Genomic DNA, 17,801 nt, shown 5'->3' on the forward strand with positions numbered 1-17,801 from the left:
AGTGTTCAACAGAATGAATCTATACTTTTAATCCCAGTAGTAGTTAACCTTTAATTGCCAAAGCGTTTGTTGTTTGCGCTGATAAGCAAAGCGAATATCTAAGTCTTGATGTATTGGCATAACAACTTCAACTTTTTTATCTAAGGTTGCACGTTCGTATGAACGTTCAATGCTCGCTCTTAGCTTTACTCCACGATAAACATCAGTGAGCACTCCAACTTCTACGCTTCCCTCAAGGTGATGTGAAGTGTTGGCAAGCTCTCCCATGTAACCATTTACAAAGCCATAAAAGAGGGTTTTGTCGTTGTTGAGAAGCAGTGATTTGCCGACACCGCCAGCAATAAAAGTATTGCTGCAGTGGTTACAGCTTGCTCTATCGCGTTCAAAGCCGGCACTTAGCTGCCAAGCCCAGCCGCCATCATTAGGCCAATCAGTGTAAGCTGGGTTAAATGACTCTAAATCAAGAATATGAAGCTTATCTAAGTAGAGTGTAGAGTCTTTTATCGCGACTTCGACATCAAGCATTTCTAAATTAGAAAAAGGCACTCTGGCAATATCACTGGCTAAGGAGTCGAAATAACTCAGCCTAAAGCCTGCTTTGGCGAATTCTGTATGATTCGTCGATGCTCCCGAAAGTGAATAGCTTGATGGCTTTTGTGCCTTATGTGGGGCGCTTTGCTGATATTGCTCAGCGCTAAGCTCGTTACCTGGAGGCAGTGCCAATCGTGATTTAATGAGCGCTTTTTTTAACGTTTGATTATGCTCTGGTCGGTGCTTTTTTAGCTGCTGTAACTGTACAAACTCAAATAAAACTTCAATGATTCTTTTTTTGCTGCTAAGTGGCAATGAGTTAAACTCTGCGCTTTCTAGTAGCGATTTTTGTGCATATATGCGTTGGGCGAACTCGCGTTCTTTTGGGCTTAGCTGTTGCTGTAGTTGATAAAAAGCGCTACTTCTTGATGGTGTGAACTGTACTTTTTTAATTAATGACTCACCATTATGTTGGCTTTGAGCTAAATTGGAAAAAATAGTGACTGGGATCACCCAAGGTGATAGGTCTGGTGTGAGCTTATCTCCGACCACCAATTCAATGACTCGGGCGATGTGATAGGCACAGTTTTCATCAGCAAAATAATAAGTATAGTCTGTTCCCATCAGCTCCCAAATATGGTTACTAATTAACTGTACTTCAGTATCTGTAAGATTGAGCTGATACTCCCATAAATCCCTTAGCTCAACTTCACCATAATTATGGCGATGACGATAAAATAGCTGATCGGAAAAGCCTGCCTGATAGCCACCAAATAAGCCTTTGGCGATGTACACCAAACCATTTTCATTGTCAGGGACTAAAGCGCCATAATTTATACTGTAATCAAGAAGCTTGCTGTGTGTTTCTGTGGCGCGGTTTAATTTCAACAACATGTGGCCATACAAAGAAGCCGGGTTACTCATGTACCCTGAGGCAAAAACTAAACTGACAGACTGTATTTTCTGTGCGTCTCGCCACTGTGTCAAATCAGGGCATGCCGACTTAGCTGAAGTAAATGTTACCCCCTGTGCATTAAGCCATTGGTATCTAGCCGGGAAACGACACTGGCTCTCGGGGTGTTGATTAAACTCGGCAACCGTTGCAAGTAATTCTGCGTGGGGGTTGGTATGGCCATTCTCTGCAAGGAAAAAGTGATCGCTGGTAACGTAACTTTTATTGAATAAAGGGGCTTTATAGTGGCCTAACTTTAACCAAGTAGGGTGTTTGGCAAGCTGTGTATAGTCAGGTTTAGCCCAACTGGTAGTGTGAACCAGTAAGCATAAGGCTGTTAATAGGAATAGTCGCAGCATAGCTGGAGCATAAGTGGGCAGTTATGCCCACTTCGATTGCTTAGATGACAGAGCAATTAGCAGCAAATTGGCTAGTTACTTTGCTTTCAACAATGTTGTACAGCGATTGTGCGTCAGTCGCTGGTTTTTGTGCGTAATCATTACGGATCGCTGTCACAATATCTGCGTGTGCAGTCGCATCACAGCCACGTACGTTTAGCATAGCTGCAACGTACTCACCTTCACCCTGAGCAATTTCTTGTTCAAGAACCGGGAACGTTTGTTGAATAAACATCGCTGTTTTTACATTTGCACCAGCACAAGATTCTTGCGAAGAGATCTTTGTTGATACAGCGGTTGTACCAAGGTCCCAAATAATATTTGAGACTGCAGCTGCCGCTCCATTGTCTGGAAAGATCATTGCGCCGATACCACATTGTTGCCAAGGGTTGATGTTTTGCGCTTGTGCTGGAGCCGCTAAGAAAGCGCCTGCAAGTACTGCCGCAGAAAGAGTTGCTTTTAGCATGAATTAAATCCTTATTTTAATTTTATATCCCGACATGTGGGAGCGCGATTCTATACCGTCCCCCTTTGTTAAACAATAGGTGACTAATACAATTATTTGTAATGGGGGTTAATTGCTCTATTATTGCTCAAGTAGAGGATACTCGTGTCTGGGAGTATGAAATTAGCGTGAATTAACAGCTCTAATCATCAGGCCCAAGCAATGTGAAGGTTAAGTGCTTGCGCATATCTTTTAAGATCACGCCTTTTTTTAACATGGCGGCGCTGAGCTTTTTTTGCCACTTTAATAACTCTGGCTGGGCGGCATTGAGGGCGCTGTCATCTTCGAACTGAAAACACAGCAGCAACGAGCCGGGAAATAGATGGTATTCCACATCGAACCAGCACTGCACCATACCCGGAATTTCCGCCAGCGCTTCGGCTTCAATCTGATCTGCAACACTCATTACTAGCGCTTGTTGCTTAAGTTGTACTTTTGACAGTTTCTTCATGGGGGTCCTAGGTTACATCCATAAACCAAAAGTATATCTTAAACAGCCAATTAAAAGCACTATTGAGGTACTGTTTTATAAGGGAGTAAGCCGATTAATTTATACTTGGCTCTGGCAGGTTTTGTTTAAAGTATCCCTTTAAAAAGTCCAGCAACAAGCGTACTTTTTTAGCGTTGGTATTGCCTTCAGGAAAAACGCCGTAAACATGAATGTCTTTCATGCTGTAATCGTCGAGAACGGAAACCAGCGTACCGGCTTGAATTTTAGGATAGGCGTCGTATATCGGGATCCGCCCTAAGCCATGACCGCCTTCAACAAAAGCGGTGCGGGCTGCTGCGTTATTGGTGCTTACTCCACCTTGCATGCTAATGCTATAACTACGAGACCCCTTTGTTAATTCCAGTGTTCCCGCAGTGAGCTTATAAATCACCCATTGATGATGGTATAGGTCGGTAGGGTGTTTGGGCGTACCATGTTGTTCAAAATAAGCGGGTGAGCCACATAAACAGGTTTTTAATACTGAGAGTTTCGTGGCTTGCAAGCCAGAATCGGGCAGAGGGGCACCGCGAATGGCTAAATCAATGCCTGCTTTAATGATATTAACCACCTCATCGGTGAGCATAATATCGAGCTGGATTTTGGGGTATAGGGCACGAAATTGGTTTAAAGCAGGCACTATGGTCTGCAAGCCAACATTAACAGGGCAGGTGATCTTAATCAGCCCCTCGGGCTCGTTTTTATGGTTTTCGATTTGTTGATTGGCTGCTGCCGCTTGCTCGGCAATCACCCGGCAACGCTGGTAATACTCACTGCCCGCTTGGGTTAGAGAAATGGTTCTGGTGGAGCGGTTTAGCAGTTTGATGCCTAACTGGGTTTCCAGCTTTTTGATATGATAACTCACCACCGCCCGAGATAAATTGAGGTGCCTTGCCGCACCACTTAACGTACCTTGCTCTACCACTTGAGCAAATACCACCATGCTTTTTAGGCGTTCAAACGAAATATCCATACCTAGCTCCCCACTTACTGAATGTTGATTGTATCAATTATTTGAACAAAGAGTTAGGTTTTGTCTGCATTGTTTGACCTTGTTTTGGCCCATACACTAATCGTTAATCGAATACAGACAGAGAAAACTCTCAGTCTGTGTAGTGAACATTAATGAAACAGAGGTGATAATCATGGCAACGAAGAAAGTATTAATGGTAGTAACATCACATTCAGAACTCGGTGATACCGGTAATAAAACTGGGTTCTGGGCAGAAGAGTTTGCCGCACCTTACTATGCCTTTGTTGATGCCGGGATGGCAGTGACAGTGGCTTCTCCTAAAGGCGGTACTGCCCCTATCGACCCCAACAGTGAGACCGAAGATTTTCAAACTGCCAGTACTGAACGTTTTTATAAAGACGATACTGCACAAGCGCTTATCGCCAATACCAAAGCGCTTAGTGAAGTAGATGCGGCAGAGTTTGATGCTGTGTTTTACCCAGGCGGTCATGGCCCACTGTGGGACTTGGCTGGCAATGAACAGTCGATTTCATTGATTAAAGACTTTCTTGCAGCGGATAAACCCGTTGGTGCTGTGTGTCACGCGACCGCTGTACTAATGGATGTTAAAACAGATTCTGGCGACTATTTAGTTAAAGATAAAGCGGTTTCAGGATTCACCAACAGTGAAGAAGCTGCTGTTGGCCTCACAGAGGTAGTCCCTTTCTTATTAGAAGATGAGTTGCTTAAGCGTGGCGCAGACTACCAAAAAGTAGAAGACTGGAGTGTATTTGCGGTACGAGACGGCCTTATCTTCAGCGGTCAAAACCCCGCAAGCTCTGAGTTAGTGGCCGAGAAAATGCTGACCTTTTTAAATCAGTAAAGCGTTCAATACTAATTGATATAACGCTGTTAATAGCGATCCGCTTAATTAAGCGGATTGCTATGCCAGTCTACAGTACGTTAAAGGAGTAAATAATGAGCCAGTCACAAACCCGAGAAAGTAACCGACAACTCACCTTGGCATCTAGACCCCACGGTGCACCAAGCCAAGAAAACTTCAAACTGCAACATCGTGACATACCGACACCAAAAGCTGGCGAAGTGCTGCTACGCACGGTGTTTTTATCTCTTGATCCTTACATGCGTGGCCGCATGAGTGATGCCAAATCGTATGCTGAGCCTGTGGCCGTTGGTGATGTTATGGTCGGGGGCACGGTTTGCCGTGTTGAGCAGTCTAATAACCCCAAGTTTGCTCAGGGCGATTGGGTGTTGGCCATGGCCGGGTGGCAAGATTACAGCCTGTCTGATGGCTCTGAGCTGTTGAAGCTTGATAATAACATCACAAAACCGTCTTATAGCCTAGGGGTGTTAGGCATGCCCGGTTTAACCGCCTACATGGGCTTGATGGACATTGGTCAGCCCAAAGCCGGTGAGACCGTAGTCGTGGCCGCAGCAACCGGGGCGGTAGGCAGCTTAGTGGGGCAAATTGCTAAACTGCAAGGCTGTAAAGTGGTTGGTATTGCTGGTGGCAGCGAAAAGTGCCGTTATGCTAGCGAAGAGTTGGGCTTTGATGCTTGCATCGACCATCGCAGCGATAATTTTGCCGAGCAGCTTGCAGATGCTTGTGATGCTGGGATTGATGTCTATTTTGAAAACGTCGGTGGTAAGGTCTTTGATGCAGTTATGCCGCTACTGAACTCAAGTGCTCGTATTCCAGTGTGTGGACTCATTTCACAATACAATGCCACCGAGCTACCAGAAGGGCCAGATCGCATGTCGGCTCTAATGGCGATGCTATTAGTTAAGCGTATTAAAATGCAAGGTTTTATTGTGTTTGATGATTATGGTCATCGTTATCAAGAGTTCAGTGATGCCATGGTGCCTTGGTTACAAGCGGGGAAAATCAAATACAAAGAGCATTTAGTTGACGGTATGGACAATACCGTGGATGCCTTTATTGGCCTACTTGAGGGCAAAAACTTTGGCAAGTTAGTGGTGCGCTTAGGCCCCGATGAGCTGGTATAACCGCACGATATTAATGATATAAGGATAAACACCATGTTAACTGTTCACCATTTAAACGAATCGCGCTCAACTCGAGTGTTGTGGCTCTTAAATGAGCTCGAGTTGGCTCATGACATCGTAAAGCATGAGCGCGATGCCGCAACTCGCCTAGCACCAGAGAGCCTAAAAGCGGTGCATCCTTTAGGGAAAGCACCTATTTTAGTGGATGGTGAGACCACCTTGTGTGAGTCGGGCGCCATCATGGAGTATTTGCTTGACCAAGCACCAGAGTCGACACTGCGGCCACAAGCTGGCACCCCAGAGTACTACCGCTACCTTGAGTGGTTACACTTTGCTGAAGGTTCGCTGGCACTGCCAATGATCACCACCTTATTAATGAGCATGGAAACGCGCTCAGGCGATCAGCCGATGGATGGCTATATTGGCAAAGAAGTTGCCGTTGACTTGGCTTATATTGATGCAACCTTAGCTGAACAAGAATACTTTGCCGGTAGCGAGTTTACTGCAGCCGACATTATGATGACGTTTTTATTCGAAGTGGCCGCTAAGCTCGGCAAGTTAGAGCAATATCACAATATTCAAAAATACTTAGAAAAAGTGCAAGCAAGGCCGGCTTATCAAGCCGCGAAGCGCCACGGCTAAGTGATATAAATGCAATCGCGGATCAGAGGGTAGTTAAGTTACTTTGATCCGCGTTTTGTTTGTCAACGGCTTATCTCAAGCGAACCATGCTGCTCGAGCTCATCGGCTTGGGAGTTATCTAATTGCGACTCCACTTGGTACAACAGCAACATGGCTTTTTGCCACTGCTGCGACAGCTGCCACATTTCCGCTAAGGCATTAATGTTTTGTACCATTTTGTCTACCGCTAAGGTGGCATGGGTACCTGCCAAAATAAGATCGTCTTTAACGTCGTCATGTAAGCTTTGTAACTGCTCAGTGGCCGAGGTTAACTCGCTGGCGGCCGTTAGCTCTTTTGCTAGACTGGTTTTCATAAAGTGGCTCAGTTGTTTTTGATACTCGCTGAATTGCGAATGCAGCTGTTGCTGCCCCATCAGCGCCTTATTCGGGGTTAACCGCGCCAGCTTTTCAACACAATGGCAGCAAGTAAATAAATAGTGTTCAACCCGCATCAGCTTAGCCAACAAAGCGGTGGTATGTTGTGATAAAGCCGCCTGTTCAACGCTAACAATAAAGTTACTGATTTGCTGACATAGTGACTGCAGCACTTTTATCTCTTGCTCGATTGCGTGCTGGTTTCCAAGCTCCGAGGTTTTATCAAATTGCGCCAGCAGTTTATCTGCCACCAGTTTTAATTCTAACAGCAGTGCATTAGTTGCCAGAGAAGGTGTGGCAGCGATGGTTTTGTCTAAAAAACGCGGTCGCGAGGCGTTTTCTTCGGCACTACAAAAACGCTTCATTAAAAAGTTAGCAAGGTACTGGTTCACAGGGAAAATAATAATGACGCCTAAGAGGTTAAAGAGAGTGTGAAACAGGGCCAACGATAAGGCTGGGTTGGGCGTAAGATTGATCAAACCAGTAAATTGCCGGATCAAGTAAAACAACACCGGTAAGATGGCAAAAGCAATCACTGCGGTTAATAAGTTAAACACCACTTGGGCTGCGGCCACGCGTTTGGCATTTGAGGTAGCGCCAATGGCCGCAAGTATGGCGGTGGAAGTGGTACCCACATTAGCACCGATCACCATGGCGCCTGCCGCGTAAATATCAATAATACCACTGGCCGCTGCGGTGATAGTTAAGGCAATGGAAGCACTGGATGATTGGGTTAAGGTGGTCATTACGATGCCGACCAGCAAAAAGGTAACCATGCCAGTCAGCCCATCGGCCTCAAGCGCACTTAAATCAAAGGTGGCGACCACACTTTCAAATGCGCCTTTAAGCACATCGACACCAATAAAAAATAAGCCAAAGCCCACCAAAGCAATACCAGTGGCTGCCAAGCGCGTTTGCGGCCGTAGTAATTTTAGTAATGCGCCGAAGCCAATTAGGGGCAAAGCAATGGCTTGAATATTGAATTTAAACCCCACTGCCGCCACTAACCAGCCGGTAATGGTGGTGCCAACATTGGCGCCATACACCACCCCTAAGGCTTGGTACATGGTAATAAGACCAGCGTTAACAAACCCCAGTGAGGCCACCGTAACGGCACTGGAAGACTGCACCAAGGCGGTCATGCAAAACCCCGCTGCGACTCCGCGCTGTGGTGTTTTAGTCCATGTTGCTAAAACATGACGTAACGACTCACCTGCAGCGAGCTTTAGGCCATCGGTCATCATGTTTATGGCAACTAAAAAGATGCCTATGCCGCCCAGTAAGGTACCGAGTAAGGTTATCGTTTCCATCGTTGATTACTCGTATATTGCTTTGAATTTATTGATTATTATAAGTCTAGCCGAAGTGTTGTTTATTGCCTAAATAAATCTTAGGCAACAACGTTTGCGTTGAATAAGGCGCGGTTGTGTTTGGGGCTGCAAGACGCTGGTTGTAAATTAGGCTATAGTGACCTAGTGCGGTTTTACAATAGCAACAAAGCCGTTATCTTCGCTTGGTTATAGGCAGGTAGAGAACCGAGCACATCAACAAGTTCATTGAGTATAACTCGATAGGTTAAATGAGTAAGTGAGGTAGGATGTCGAATAACAAACAAAAGGGGACATGGATAGCGGTTGGCGTGGCTTTGGGGGTTGTCTTTGGTGAAGCCCTGTTTGATAACGTCGGAGTTGGCATTGCCATTGGTGTGGCCTTAGGGATTGCTTTTACCAATGCCAAGCGAGGCTGTAAAACCAAGCAAAGTGGCTCTGAAGAGTAACCCCGTCATTATCGTGTTATGGCCTTAGTCGGGCTGTATGTCGCTTTGAAAGTTTAATTTGATGCTAGGATCGGTGATGCGCTCAAACAACTTGCTGGCGCGTGATAGCGGTGGGCGCCGTTCCAGCTGTTTAAAATCGGCAAATTCCAGAGTTTGTTGCGACTGTTTAGCAATAACAAAAGAAAACACGTAAAACCCTTCAACTCCCATTCTCAAGTCACTGAAAATTAGCTGATTATTTTCTAAATAAATGCCATATAGGCCTTTGGTGAATTGCTGCAGTAAGCGCACTCTACGTTCGTTGCTGAGTTTATCCAGTAAGGTGTTTTCAGTGGGGTAAAAGGCAATGCTGACTTCTTCTGGGTTATCAAATATCGAAGCATAAATTTCATAATGCCCCGAAGGAGTGGTTGCAACAGCGCGCCACAATAAGGTGTTGAAAGCCGAAGGCGTGCTTTCATAAGCCAAGTAAGTCATGTTCTGGGCCGTCATGGCGGCTTTGATTTTGTCATCTATGTACCACTTTGCTGCCACACTCCAAGCAAGATAACCACAACTAAGTGTTAGTACGGCGATGTTAAGACGCTGCCCGGTAGCAGGGCTTTTTATAAAAGCCAGGGCAATCACCGCGCACAACAGTGGCACTGAGTAGGCAGGGTCAATAATAAAAATACTCGACACTCCAAAGGGGTAATCAGTCAACGGCCAGAGCAATTGGGTACCGTACACAGTGAAGGCATCGAGCAGAGCATGGGTGCTCATGATAGCAAATAGGGCAACGCTCCAGCGCATCAAAGAGACCGGCTTTGACCACTGAAAACGCAGCAATAACCAGGCAAATAGGGGGCTCAGCATCAGTTGGATGAGTAATGAATGGCTAAAACTGCGGTGAAAAACAAAGTTTTCCACGGCGCCACCAAAATCAATTAAGACATCTAAGTCGGGTAAGGTGCCAAATGCGGCACCCACCAATAGCGCTTTTCGACCTAGCTTGCTGCCAAGGGCGGCATAGCCCACGGCACTGCCTAATGCCACTTGTGTAATTGAGTCCAATGTGTCTACCTATTTGCCAATCTTGCTAGTTATACTCATTTAGGCCATGGGCCGATCTTCGCCGTAATGGCTTAGTTGTTATTGCTCATGAAAGAGCTCTTCCAACTCCAATCCAGTGAGCTTCTTTAGTGAGGTAATAAGGTAGTACATGGCGATAAAAAAGATGATCATGGTTGGCACCATAATAACCGGGTAGCTTAGGGCGGTCATGCGGCCAAGTTCATTGTTATAAGCCTCAGTGCCTGCTGGGCTGACGACAATCATTTTCGCCAGTACATAGTTTAAAACGGAAGATAGGAAAAACGAACCAGCCAGAATGTTCGAGGCGACAATTTGCACTTTGCGCAGCTTTTGCGTATTGCCTTTATCTGCCAATGCCTGCTCTATTTTAGCAATGTCCATAACGGTGTCGTTAAACAGTAATGTTTTTAGCAGTGGGTATTTAGTGTACTGACTGACAATAATGGCGATGCCAATGAGGCCTGGCACTAAGGCCTCTTTGATGGCTATGTATTTAGCATCGAGCTGCAGCAGGCTTATTCCGCCAGTGAGTAGCACTGAAACAATTCCTAAGCCTGAAATAAAGTTAAATTTTCCGGTATTCTTGCGCTCCCACAAACCAAACCCTAGCGGAAAAGCCAGTGCGATAATGACTCCAAGAGTTGGGCCGAGATCTTCTTCACCAGAAAAGCGGGTTAGAATAACCACAGGAATAATAATGTTAAAAATCATTTGGCTAAAAAAGCCAGACTGCTTTTGATTGGTCGCTGACACCACACCCTCTTATCGAAATACTTCTAATAGTGATGAGTGTACGGCAAGCCGCTGAGCGGGGCAACTTTGAGGCAGGCCCAAAGTTGCCTATTTGTTAGCTAGTGTGGGCTTTTTGTGTTGAGCGAGTCATCACGATTCTTGGCGCATCCCAAAGCGATGGCAACAAAATAATGGAAACGGGCACTGCGGTGACCACAATAAAGGCCTGCAACTTATCGATGCCGCCAGAGCCTATCACAATTAAAATGGCTGCCATTAAGCCCATGGCCACGCCCCAAAATACCCGAACTTGCACTGACGGGTGCTCGGATTTTGACGTCGATACAGACAACACATAGGTCATGGAGTCGCCGGTGGTGGCAACAAACGTCATAGTCAGTAGCAAAAATAAAAAGGATACTAGGCCACCCAAGGGGAGCGCTTGGGTGATGGCAATCAGCGCTGCGGGCAGATTAAAGCCCTCAAAGGCCTTGGCAATGGTGTTGGGCGTTTCTAACTCTAAGCCCAGGCCAGTGCCGCCAACAATAGTAAACCAAAACATGGTGATTAATGGCGCAACCACCGACAGCATTATAATAATTGCACGAATAGAGCGGCCACGAGAAATACGGGCAATAAAAATGGCCATCATAGGGCCATAGCCTAAAAACCAGCCCCAGAAAAACACCGTCCACCAACCTAGCCAGCCAGCTTCATTGAATAGCCCGGCATCGCCACGGTGCAGTGCCAGGGCAAAGAAATGCTCAAGGTGAGTGACAAGGCTGGCAAAAAAGCTGGTGAAAATAAACGCGCTGGTGCCTGCAACAATAATAAAAGCCAATAAACCCAGCGCTAAGTACATGTTTAAACGGCTTAAAATTTGGATGCCTTTGGTCACGCCAGATACAGCCGAAAGGACAAATAGGGCTGTGAGTACGGCAATGACTATTACTTGGGTGGTGGTGCTATCAGGGATACCGAACAGCGCCTCGAGGCCATAGCTGACTTGCAATCCCAAAAAGCCGATGGGCCCTACGGTGCCTGCGACAACCGCGATAATGCACACCGCGTCGGTTAAAGTCGCAATAGGGCCGCTTATTGCGCGCTGTTTAAACACCGGATACAGCAGGGTTCTCGGAGCCAGCGGTAAGCCTTTTTCATAATGGTAATGCATAAACATTATGGTGGTAAGACTGCCCAGTATGGCCCAAGCCAAAAAGCCCCAATGTAAATAAGCCTGAGCTAAAGCGTATGGCACCGCTGCTTTGCTACTTGCTGCTATATGCTCAAATAGCGGTGGCAGGGTTAAAAAGTGAGCCATGGGCTCTCCGGCCGCCCAAAAGACGCCACCACCTGCAAGGAGAGTACACATGATCATGGCCCCCCATTGAAAGGCGGTGAACTCGGGTTGCTCGGTATCGCCCAGTTTTCTGCCTGCTCCAGGCATAAATACGATCACAATACTGATCAAGAAAGTAGCCAGTAACAGTAATTGCCAGTACAGGCCAAAGTAGCGCGCCGACCAAGCAAAGCTGCTATCAACTAGGGCCGATAGGGTACCGAGGTCAACGACGGCTAACAGACAAAACAGAGCGATAAACCCTGCGGTGATGACAAATAACGGTTTATCTACCCCAAGTGGGTTCGAGGGTGTTGTGGTTAAATGGATAATGTTTCCTCATCAAACTTCAGTTAAGCAAAAATACTCGGTTGTTGCTTGGTGTTGCGTTTACGCTACGACGTAACGGGCGAAACCGACCATTATAACTGCTGTGATGGCCGATACGCCATGGTTTTACGCCAAGCATTTGCTAACTATTTGCTGTGCGGAGAGTTATTATTTTTGTTCTTGGTGTGGCTTTTATCGTGAATGAATGACATTTGCTGATATCTTTAGTATCACTTAGCTAATTTTATTTGCCCGAAAGGATTTTTATGAAAAGCTCAATAAAGCGCACCCTTGCGGCGGCTGCACTTTTACCAGCCTTGGTACAGGCCAACGGCACGTTTACGGCCAGTGATATTTTCGACTTGGAGCACGCCAGCGATCCGCAAATATCTCCCAATGGCGAGCAGGTAGTGTATGTGCGCAACAGTAATGATGTAATGAAAGACAGTACGAGACGTAACTTGTGGCTGCTAGATACGCAGTCGGGCACGCAAACCCCGTTGTTTTCTGATCAGCACCAGTATTATCAACCGCGATGGTCGCCAGATGGCAGTAAAATCGCCTTTTTAAGTTCAGCCTCTGGTAGCAGCCAAATTTACGTGCATTACCTAAAACAAAATCGCACGGCGCTGGTGAGTCAATTGCAGGCACCTATTAGTAACCTGACTTGGTCGCCTGATGGCAAATGGTTAGCGTTTAGTCAAAAAGTAGCAGAGCAACCAGCGGTGATTGCCAACATGCCAGCCAAGCCTAAAGGGGCCCAGTGGTCAGAAGCGGCGATTGTGATTGATAAAGCCTACTACCAAGCCGATGGCCGAGGATTAGTAAAGCCAGGCTACCAGCAGATTTTTATTCTGCCAAGTGAAGGAGGTACGCCGAGACAGTTAACCAGCGGCGAATTTCACCATGGCGGTAAGCTGGCTTGGCAGCCTGACTCACAGGCCATTGTGTTTTCAGCTAATCGCATAGTCGACTGGGAATACAAAGGCCTAGAAGGGGATTTATTCAAGGTGTCGTTGTCTGGGGAGTTAACCCAGTTAACCTCGGCGCCAGGCAAAGAGCATGCCCCTAGCTTTTCTAAAGATGGCAAAAAGCTGGCTTTCTTAAGCGCCTCTGGTGAGCTGAACCCTTATCGTAACCATAAACTCAATATCATGGATTGGTCATCAAAGTCTTACCAAATGATTGCTAAAGATTTTGATCGTTCTATTCAAAGCCCTGCTTGGATTGCTAGTAATAAGCTCGCTATTGCTTATGACGACCACGGCAAACGCAAGCTTGCGACCATTACCACCAGTGGCAAGATCACCGACTTAACTGATTCGGTGTCGGGGACGTATCTAGGTCGCCCTTACATTAGCGGCGAATTCAGTGCCAACTATGCTGGCCAAATAGCCTTTACCAAGGGCTCGAGCGAGCGTCCGGCGGATGTGGCTGTGGTGAGTAAAGACGGCAAGGTAAAACAGCTAACAACCCTCAACGAAGACTTGCTTGGCCATAAATCCTTAGGCCAGGTGCATGAGATCAACTATACCTCGTCGTTTGATGGTGAGCCCATTCAAGGTTGGTATATTACCCCACCAAACTTTGAACCCAACAAAAAGTACCCGTTATTGCTGGAAATTCACGGCGGTCCACATCTAGCCTATGGCCCACACTTTTCTGCGGAATTACAGCGCTATGCGGCTGAAGGCTATGTGGTGTTTTACGATAACCATCGCGGCAGTAGCTCCTATGGTGAGCGTTTTGCCATGCTATTAAAGTATAAATATAGCTCCAAAGAAGACTTTGCCGATCATAATTCTGGGGTGGATGCCATGCTAGCCAAAGGCTTTATTGATAACAACAACCTCTTTATTGCTGGAGGCTCTGCCGGCGGCATTGCTACCGCCTACGCCATTGGTTTAACCGACCGCTTTAATGCCGCTGCGGTGGTAAAACCGGTGATCAACTGGCTCAGTAAAGTGCTTACCGCGGACAGTGGTTTAATGCAAATTCCTACTCAGTTTCCTGGCATGCCTTGGGATCATGTTGAACACTACTGGCAGCGCTCACCTATGTCGTTGGTAGGCAATGTCACAACGCCCACCATGCTGATGACTGGCGAAGAAGACTTACGTACGCCAATGGCCGAAACCGAGCAATATTATCAAGCACTGAAATTACGAAAAGTGGATTCCGTGTTGGTCAAAATCCCAGGCGCATCCCATGGTATTGCAGGCAAGCCATCAAGAATGATCAGTAAAATTGAGCACACTTTGGCATGGTTTGAAAAATATAAGCAGTGATTGCCACGCTGTAGCGTGCTTTTTATCGCGGCGGTTACAGGCAACTGAATTAACTTTATTTAAGTTTCTGTTGCTTTAACAATCCCCTTATCCGTTATTAACTGGACCGCGATGAGGTTAATTTGGCTCACACAGTGAAGCATCTGAGGTATTCACAATGGGGAAACTGATATAGATGCGGCAACAAGTGAGCCATTTACTAAGTTATTCAGTATGATTCATCAGTTAGCAGTAATAGATGTGGAGTGATGATGTTTAATATGAACTTTGCTGAGCGTTTAGTGATTGAAACGGCGCAGCAACCTTGGCTTGCCAGTCCGGCAGCCGGTGTGTGGCGCAAGCCGCTGGAGCGTGAAAATAAAGAGTCGGGGCATACTAGCAGTATTGTGAAATACGAACCTGGCTCAGCGTTTAGTTCGCATCCCCATCCACTCGGTGAAGAGATCTTCGTTTTAGAAGGTGTATTCTCTGATGAGCATGGAGATTATCCCGCCGGTACCTATCTGCGTAATCCCCCAGGGAGTAGTCATGCACCTTTCAGTCAGTCGGGCTGTGTTATTTTCGTTAAACTGAATCAATTTCATCCTGATGATAACCAAGTGGTGCGGGTTAATACTAAGCAAACGCCATGGCAAGCTGGGCAGGGCGGTCTCCAAGTAATGCCTTTGCACAGTTTTGAGTGCCAACATACCGCTCTAGTTAAATGGCCTGCAGGTGAGCAGTTCGTTGCTCATAAGCATTTTGGTGGCGAAGAAATTTTAGTGCTCAGTGGTGAATTTATTGATGAGTTGGGTCGCTACCCAGAAGCCACCTGGATCCGTAGCCCACACCTGAGCGAACATTGCCCCTATGTCGAGCAAGAAACCGTGATTCTAGTGAAAGTGGGGCATTTACCTGAGCGCAAATAAGCCATGCTGGGCAATAAGCGGCATAGTGCTTTACTTCAACCAAGCGATGATAACTGCTATTCTACGCGCCTTAAAATTTTACTAGGTAGAGCAACATGATTAATGACAACGACGTGATCGCGACTCTGGAAGAATTAGAATCATTTTTGATTTTAGTCGACAATGGTGGATTGGGGCTACAAAACGTGGCCGGTGTGGCGTTGGCAACCAATAACAGTGATGGTCGGCCATTCGTTGCGGTGCTCGATGATAATCATCAATTGCTGTTAGGGCGTTGGGTGACAAGCGAAGTCTTCGAAAACGGCAAAGACATGGTGCGTTATGGGCCTAAGAAACGCCACTAAGTAGCATCGTTTTTGGCTGGTGGAGCGCTGAAGCGCTCCCAGATCTTCCCTCTAAACTTGCCACCTTATTGTTCTGCTTCCCTCTAACATTCACTAAAACATGGTATCTGTGTAATTTTTGAACGATTTGTGTTTGCGCTACGTAGAACTAAGCGGATTAAGCAACAAATCGAGGTGCAGTTATGCACTATCTTATCACTAGTACAAACTATCAAGAATTTGTCACACTGAAAGACCAATTGGAAAACATATCTGAGGTGGATGATATTTCAGATATTTGTGGTTCGCAACAACACCCTTGGTATGCTTGGATAACACACCGAGTGGCCAATATAGCCCGAGCAGAAGTGGTATTTTTGCTGGTGCTTTATTTGATCACACTTGTGTTGAGTAGTTTATTCGATTGGTCCTTTGCCATAGGTTTTGGCTTTTTCACCCTGATGACGTTATTTTCTGTTTGGGTAAGCGGTTTGGTGGGGTGGCACATGATCCACCTTTACAGCCAATGTCAGCTGTTAACCAAAGACAAATCACATCCGCTGGCTATTTTAGTGGACATCGACAACGAAAAGCAGCAGAAAATGGAGCAAATATTGGCTAAAAATAACAGCTTTTCTGTTAACCAAATTAAAGAATAGCTCCACTCGCCAGGCCCTCATTGGTGCTTGTTTGCGTAAATGTCGTTGTATGGCTTAAAGGACGCTTGGCTAACTAGACTTGTGTTCGATGTACTCAGAATCGCTTTCCATCAGCTCGATGGCGACAATTTCAGAGCGGTTCATGGTGACCTTATAGCGCTCTAACTGTGTGCCTGACTCGGTCTTAAAGCGCATCACTAAGTTAATTTGATAGCGCCTCTCTACCGACTGCTTTGAGACTTTCTTACCCTCTAGGCTGTACAGTTTACCCGCGCCTTTTTTCAGGTAGCGCACAAAGGAGCTCATGTTAAAGGTGATCCTTTGCTGTACTTCTTCATAACCCGGCAGAAAGGCATTCACTTGAACTTGATTTTTACAGCTAAAATGCAATAGGTTAGCGGCCTGCTTATTTTGTTGCCGGCGCTTACTTAAAAGCTTTTTGACATCTTCCGGCAAGTCCTTTTTGCGAATATGCTCCAGCCAAATGGTCTGACTACAAATAATGGCGTCGTTGACTGAGTTTTTAAATTTATTACGCCACTTTGGTCGGCCTCTTTGAATTAAACGCCAAGCCCAGCGGGTGAGATCTTCTTTAAAGGTTTCCCGCAGCCCATAAATAACCCCCAGTAAGGCTATTAGGGCGACGGTGATTTCTTCGAAATTAGAGCGGGCGTTAAGCACAATGTACATCACAAATGCCATCATCACACCGGTGACAACGCCCCGAACTAGGCGTTTTAAATTAGCGCCTAAATCGATGGTGTGTTTATTTAATACCACGCCATACTCTATCAAACGCTCCAACAGTTTCATTTTATTGGTGATGCGATTGGGGTCTTCTAAAGTGACCTGTGAGTTGTAACTTTTTGCGGTGCGATAGTCGTTTTCGGCTTGGCAAAAGGTCATTAAAATGGCGCGCTCATCACTGAAGTCACTTGACTTAGGTCCTTGCGATAACAACTTTAAAAAAGCTTGCTCGCTGTGCCAGCTTAGATAGTTATCGGCATTTTGAAAATATGGCTTTAGTTTGTCGTCAGGTGGCGTGTAACGTCGTAATTTCTTCAGTAAACGTTTGGTTTCTGCTACTAAGATTACTGCCGCTGGATAGAACTCCTCTGCCGTTTTTAATTTTAAAGTCATTTTTATATCGGCATCTAAGGCGATGCGGATCTGGTAACTGAATAAATTAAGGTTTACCCGATAATCGCTTTTTTCTCCCTTACTTTGGCTAATAAAGCGACTGCGAACCAAGGGGAGATGAAGTTGCTCGGAGTAATAAGCGCTGTGGCACTTAATATTGGCATTAAAGTAATTCGCCTCATTGAGGGTGTTGGCATTGATCCCCATGTCGGTGGGGATAGAGAAATATAAGTCGAGCTGATTAGTCTCTTTGGGGAGAAGTTGGTAATTTATTTTAAATGATAGGCTCTCATCTTGGCTTAATTTGGCTTTAGTCACTCGG

The 17,801-nt window shown here is 46.0% G+C and carries 17 protein-coding genes; 8 read left to right on the top strand and 9 right to left on the bottom strand.

Annotation, left to right across the window (positions count from 1 at the left end; translation table 11 throughout):
* Positions 1–27 precede the first annotated feature (27 nt).
* From ACNKW2_RS04325 to ACNKW2_RS04340, 4 genes are all read right to left on the bottom strand, one after another.
* Positions 28–1,842, bottom strand: a complete 1,815-nt coding sequence (locus ACNKW2_RS04325) for an Lnb N-terminal periplasmic domain-containing protein (RefSeq protein ID WP_419147432.1) — start codon at positions 1,840–1,842, stop codon at positions 28–30.
* A 40-nt stretch (positions 1,843–1,882) separates the two neighbouring features.
* The gene (locus ACNKW2_RS04330; RefSeq protein WP_419147433.1) at positions 1,883–2,347 is read right to left on the bottom strand and encodes a DUF3015 family protein; all 465 of its coding nucleotides are present in this window, start codon (positions 2,345–2,347) and stop codon (positions 1,883–1,885) included.
* A 181-nt stretch (positions 2,348–2,528) separates the two neighbouring features.
* A complete protein-coding gene (locus ACNKW2_RS04335) occupies positions 2,529–2,837 on the bottom strand; it encodes a hypothetical protein (protein WP_419147434.1) in 309 nt (102 codons plus the stop codon).
* A gap of 94 nt (positions 2,838–2,931) precedes the next feature.
* A complete protein-coding gene (locus ACNKW2_RS04340; protein ID WP_419147435.1) occupies positions 2,932–3,846 on the bottom strand; it encodes a LysR family transcriptional regulator in 915 nt (304 codons plus the stop codon).
* 172 nt (positions 3,847–4,018) lie between these two features.
* Here ACNKW2_RS04340 and ACNKW2_RS04345 point away from each other — a divergent pair, with 172 nt between their 5' ends.
* The 3 genes from ACNKW2_RS04345 to ACNKW2_RS04355 all read left to right on the top strand — a co-directional run bounded on the left by ACNKW2_RS04345 (position 4,019) and on the right by ACNKW2_RS04355 (position 6,495).
* Positions 4,019–4,708, top strand: coding sequence for a type 1 glutamine amidotransferase domain-containing protein (locus ACNKW2_RS04345; protein WP_419147436.1), 690 nt, complete (start codon positions 4,019–4,021; stop codon positions 4,706–4,708).
* Positions 4,709–4,803: 95 nt separating this feature from the next.
* Positions 4,804–5,853 carry an NADP-dependent oxidoreductase gene (locus tag ACNKW2_RS04350; protein ID WP_419147437.1) on the top strand — a complete coding sequence of 350 codons (1,050 nt, stop codon included), beginning with the start codon at positions 4,804–4,806 and terminating at the stop codon, positions 5,851–5,853.
* A 33-nt stretch (positions 5,854–5,886) separates the two neighbouring features.
* Positions 5,887–6,495 carry a glutathione S-transferase family protein gene (locus ACNKW2_RS04355; RefSeq protein WP_419147438.1) on the top strand — a complete coding sequence of 203 codons (609 nt, stop codon included), beginning with the start codon at positions 5,887–5,889 and terminating at the stop codon, positions 6,493–6,495.
* Between the two features lie 62 nt (positions 6,496–6,557).
* Here the strand turns inward: ACNKW2_RS04355 and ACNKW2_RS04360 are convergent, their stop codons facing one another.
* Complete coding sequence (locus ACNKW2_RS04360; RefSeq protein ID WP_419147439.1) at positions 6,558–8,219, bottom strand: Na/Pi cotransporter family protein; 1,662 nt, start codon at positions 8,217–8,219, stop codon at positions 6,558–6,560.
* A gap of 287 nt (positions 8,220–8,506) precedes the next feature.
* On the opposite strand from ACNKW2_RS04360, the gene ACNKW2_RS04365 reads away from it, so the two are divergent.
* Positions 8,507–8,686, top strand: a complete 180-nt coding sequence (locus tag ACNKW2_RS04365) for a glycine zipper domain-containing protein (protein ID WP_419147440.1) — start codon at positions 8,507–8,509, stop codon at positions 8,684–8,686.
* A gap of 24 nt (positions 8,687–8,710) precedes the next feature.
* On the opposite strand, the gene ACNKW2_RS04370 is transcribed toward ACNKW2_RS04365, so the two are convergent.
* The 3 genes from ACNKW2_RS04370 to ACNKW2_RS04380 form a co-directional block, all read right to left on the bottom strand.
* Entirely contained in the window at positions 8,711–9,739 is a 1,029-nt protein-coding gene (locus ACNKW2_RS04370) for a metal-dependent hydrolase (RefSeq protein ID WP_419147441.1), read from the bottom strand.
* A 78-nt stretch (positions 9,740–9,817) separates the two neighbouring features.
* Entirely contained in the window at positions 9,818–10,516 is a 699-nt protein-coding gene (locus ACNKW2_RS04375; RefSeq protein WP_419147442.1) for a VC0807 family protein, read from the bottom strand.
* Between the two features lie 91 nt (positions 10,517–10,607).
* Positions 10,608–12,164, bottom strand: coding sequence for a BCCT family transporter (locus tag ACNKW2_RS04380; RefSeq protein ID WP_419147506.1), 1,557 nt, complete (start codon positions 12,162–12,164; stop codon positions 10,608–10,610).
* Between the two features lie 263 nt (positions 12,165–12,427).
* On the opposite strand from ACNKW2_RS04380, the gene ACNKW2_RS04385 reads away from it, so the two are divergent.
* From ACNKW2_RS04385 to ACNKW2_RS04400, 4 genes are all read left to right on the top strand, one after another.
* Positions 12,428–14,449, top strand: coding sequence for a S9 family peptidase (locus tag ACNKW2_RS04385; RefSeq protein ID WP_419147443.1), 2,022 nt, complete (start codon positions 12,428–12,430; stop codon positions 14,447–14,449).
* Positions 14,450–14,700: 251 nt separating this feature from the next.
* Positions 14,701–15,357 (top strand): cupin domain-containing protein, encoded by a 657-nt coding sequence (locus ACNKW2_RS04390; protein WP_419147444.1) that lies wholly within the window; start codon positions 14,701–14,703, stop codon positions 15,355–15,357.
* Positions 15,358–15,452: 95 nt separating this feature from the next.
* Positions 15,453–15,701: a hypothetical protein gene (locus tag ACNKW2_RS04395; protein ID WP_419147445.1), complete on the top strand. Its 249-nt coding sequence runs from the start codon at positions 15,453–15,455 to the stop codon at positions 15,699–15,701.
* A 182-nt stretch (positions 15,702–15,883) separates the two neighbouring features.
* A complete protein-coding gene (locus tag ACNKW2_RS04400; protein WP_336567149.1) occupies positions 15,884–16,339 on the top strand; it encodes a hypothetical protein in 456 nt (151 codons plus the stop codon).
* A 69-nt stretch (positions 16,340–16,408) separates the two neighbouring features.
* Here ACNKW2_RS04400 and ACNKW2_RS04405 read toward each other — a convergent pair whose 3' ends face one another.
* Positions 16,409–17,797: a hypothetical protein gene (locus tag ACNKW2_RS04405; RefSeq protein ID WP_419147446.1), complete on the bottom strand. Its 1,389-nt coding sequence runs from the start codon at positions 17,795–17,797 to the stop codon at positions 16,409–16,411.
* Positions 17,798–17,801: the final 4 nt, after the last annotated feature.

The sequence above is a fragment of the Pseudoalteromonas 'SMAR' genome (genome assembly GCF_048515945.1).
In the GTDB taxonomy this organism is placed as follows: domain Bacteria; phylum Pseudomonadota; class Gammaproteobacteria; order Enterobacterales; family Alteromonadaceae; genus Pseudoalteromonas.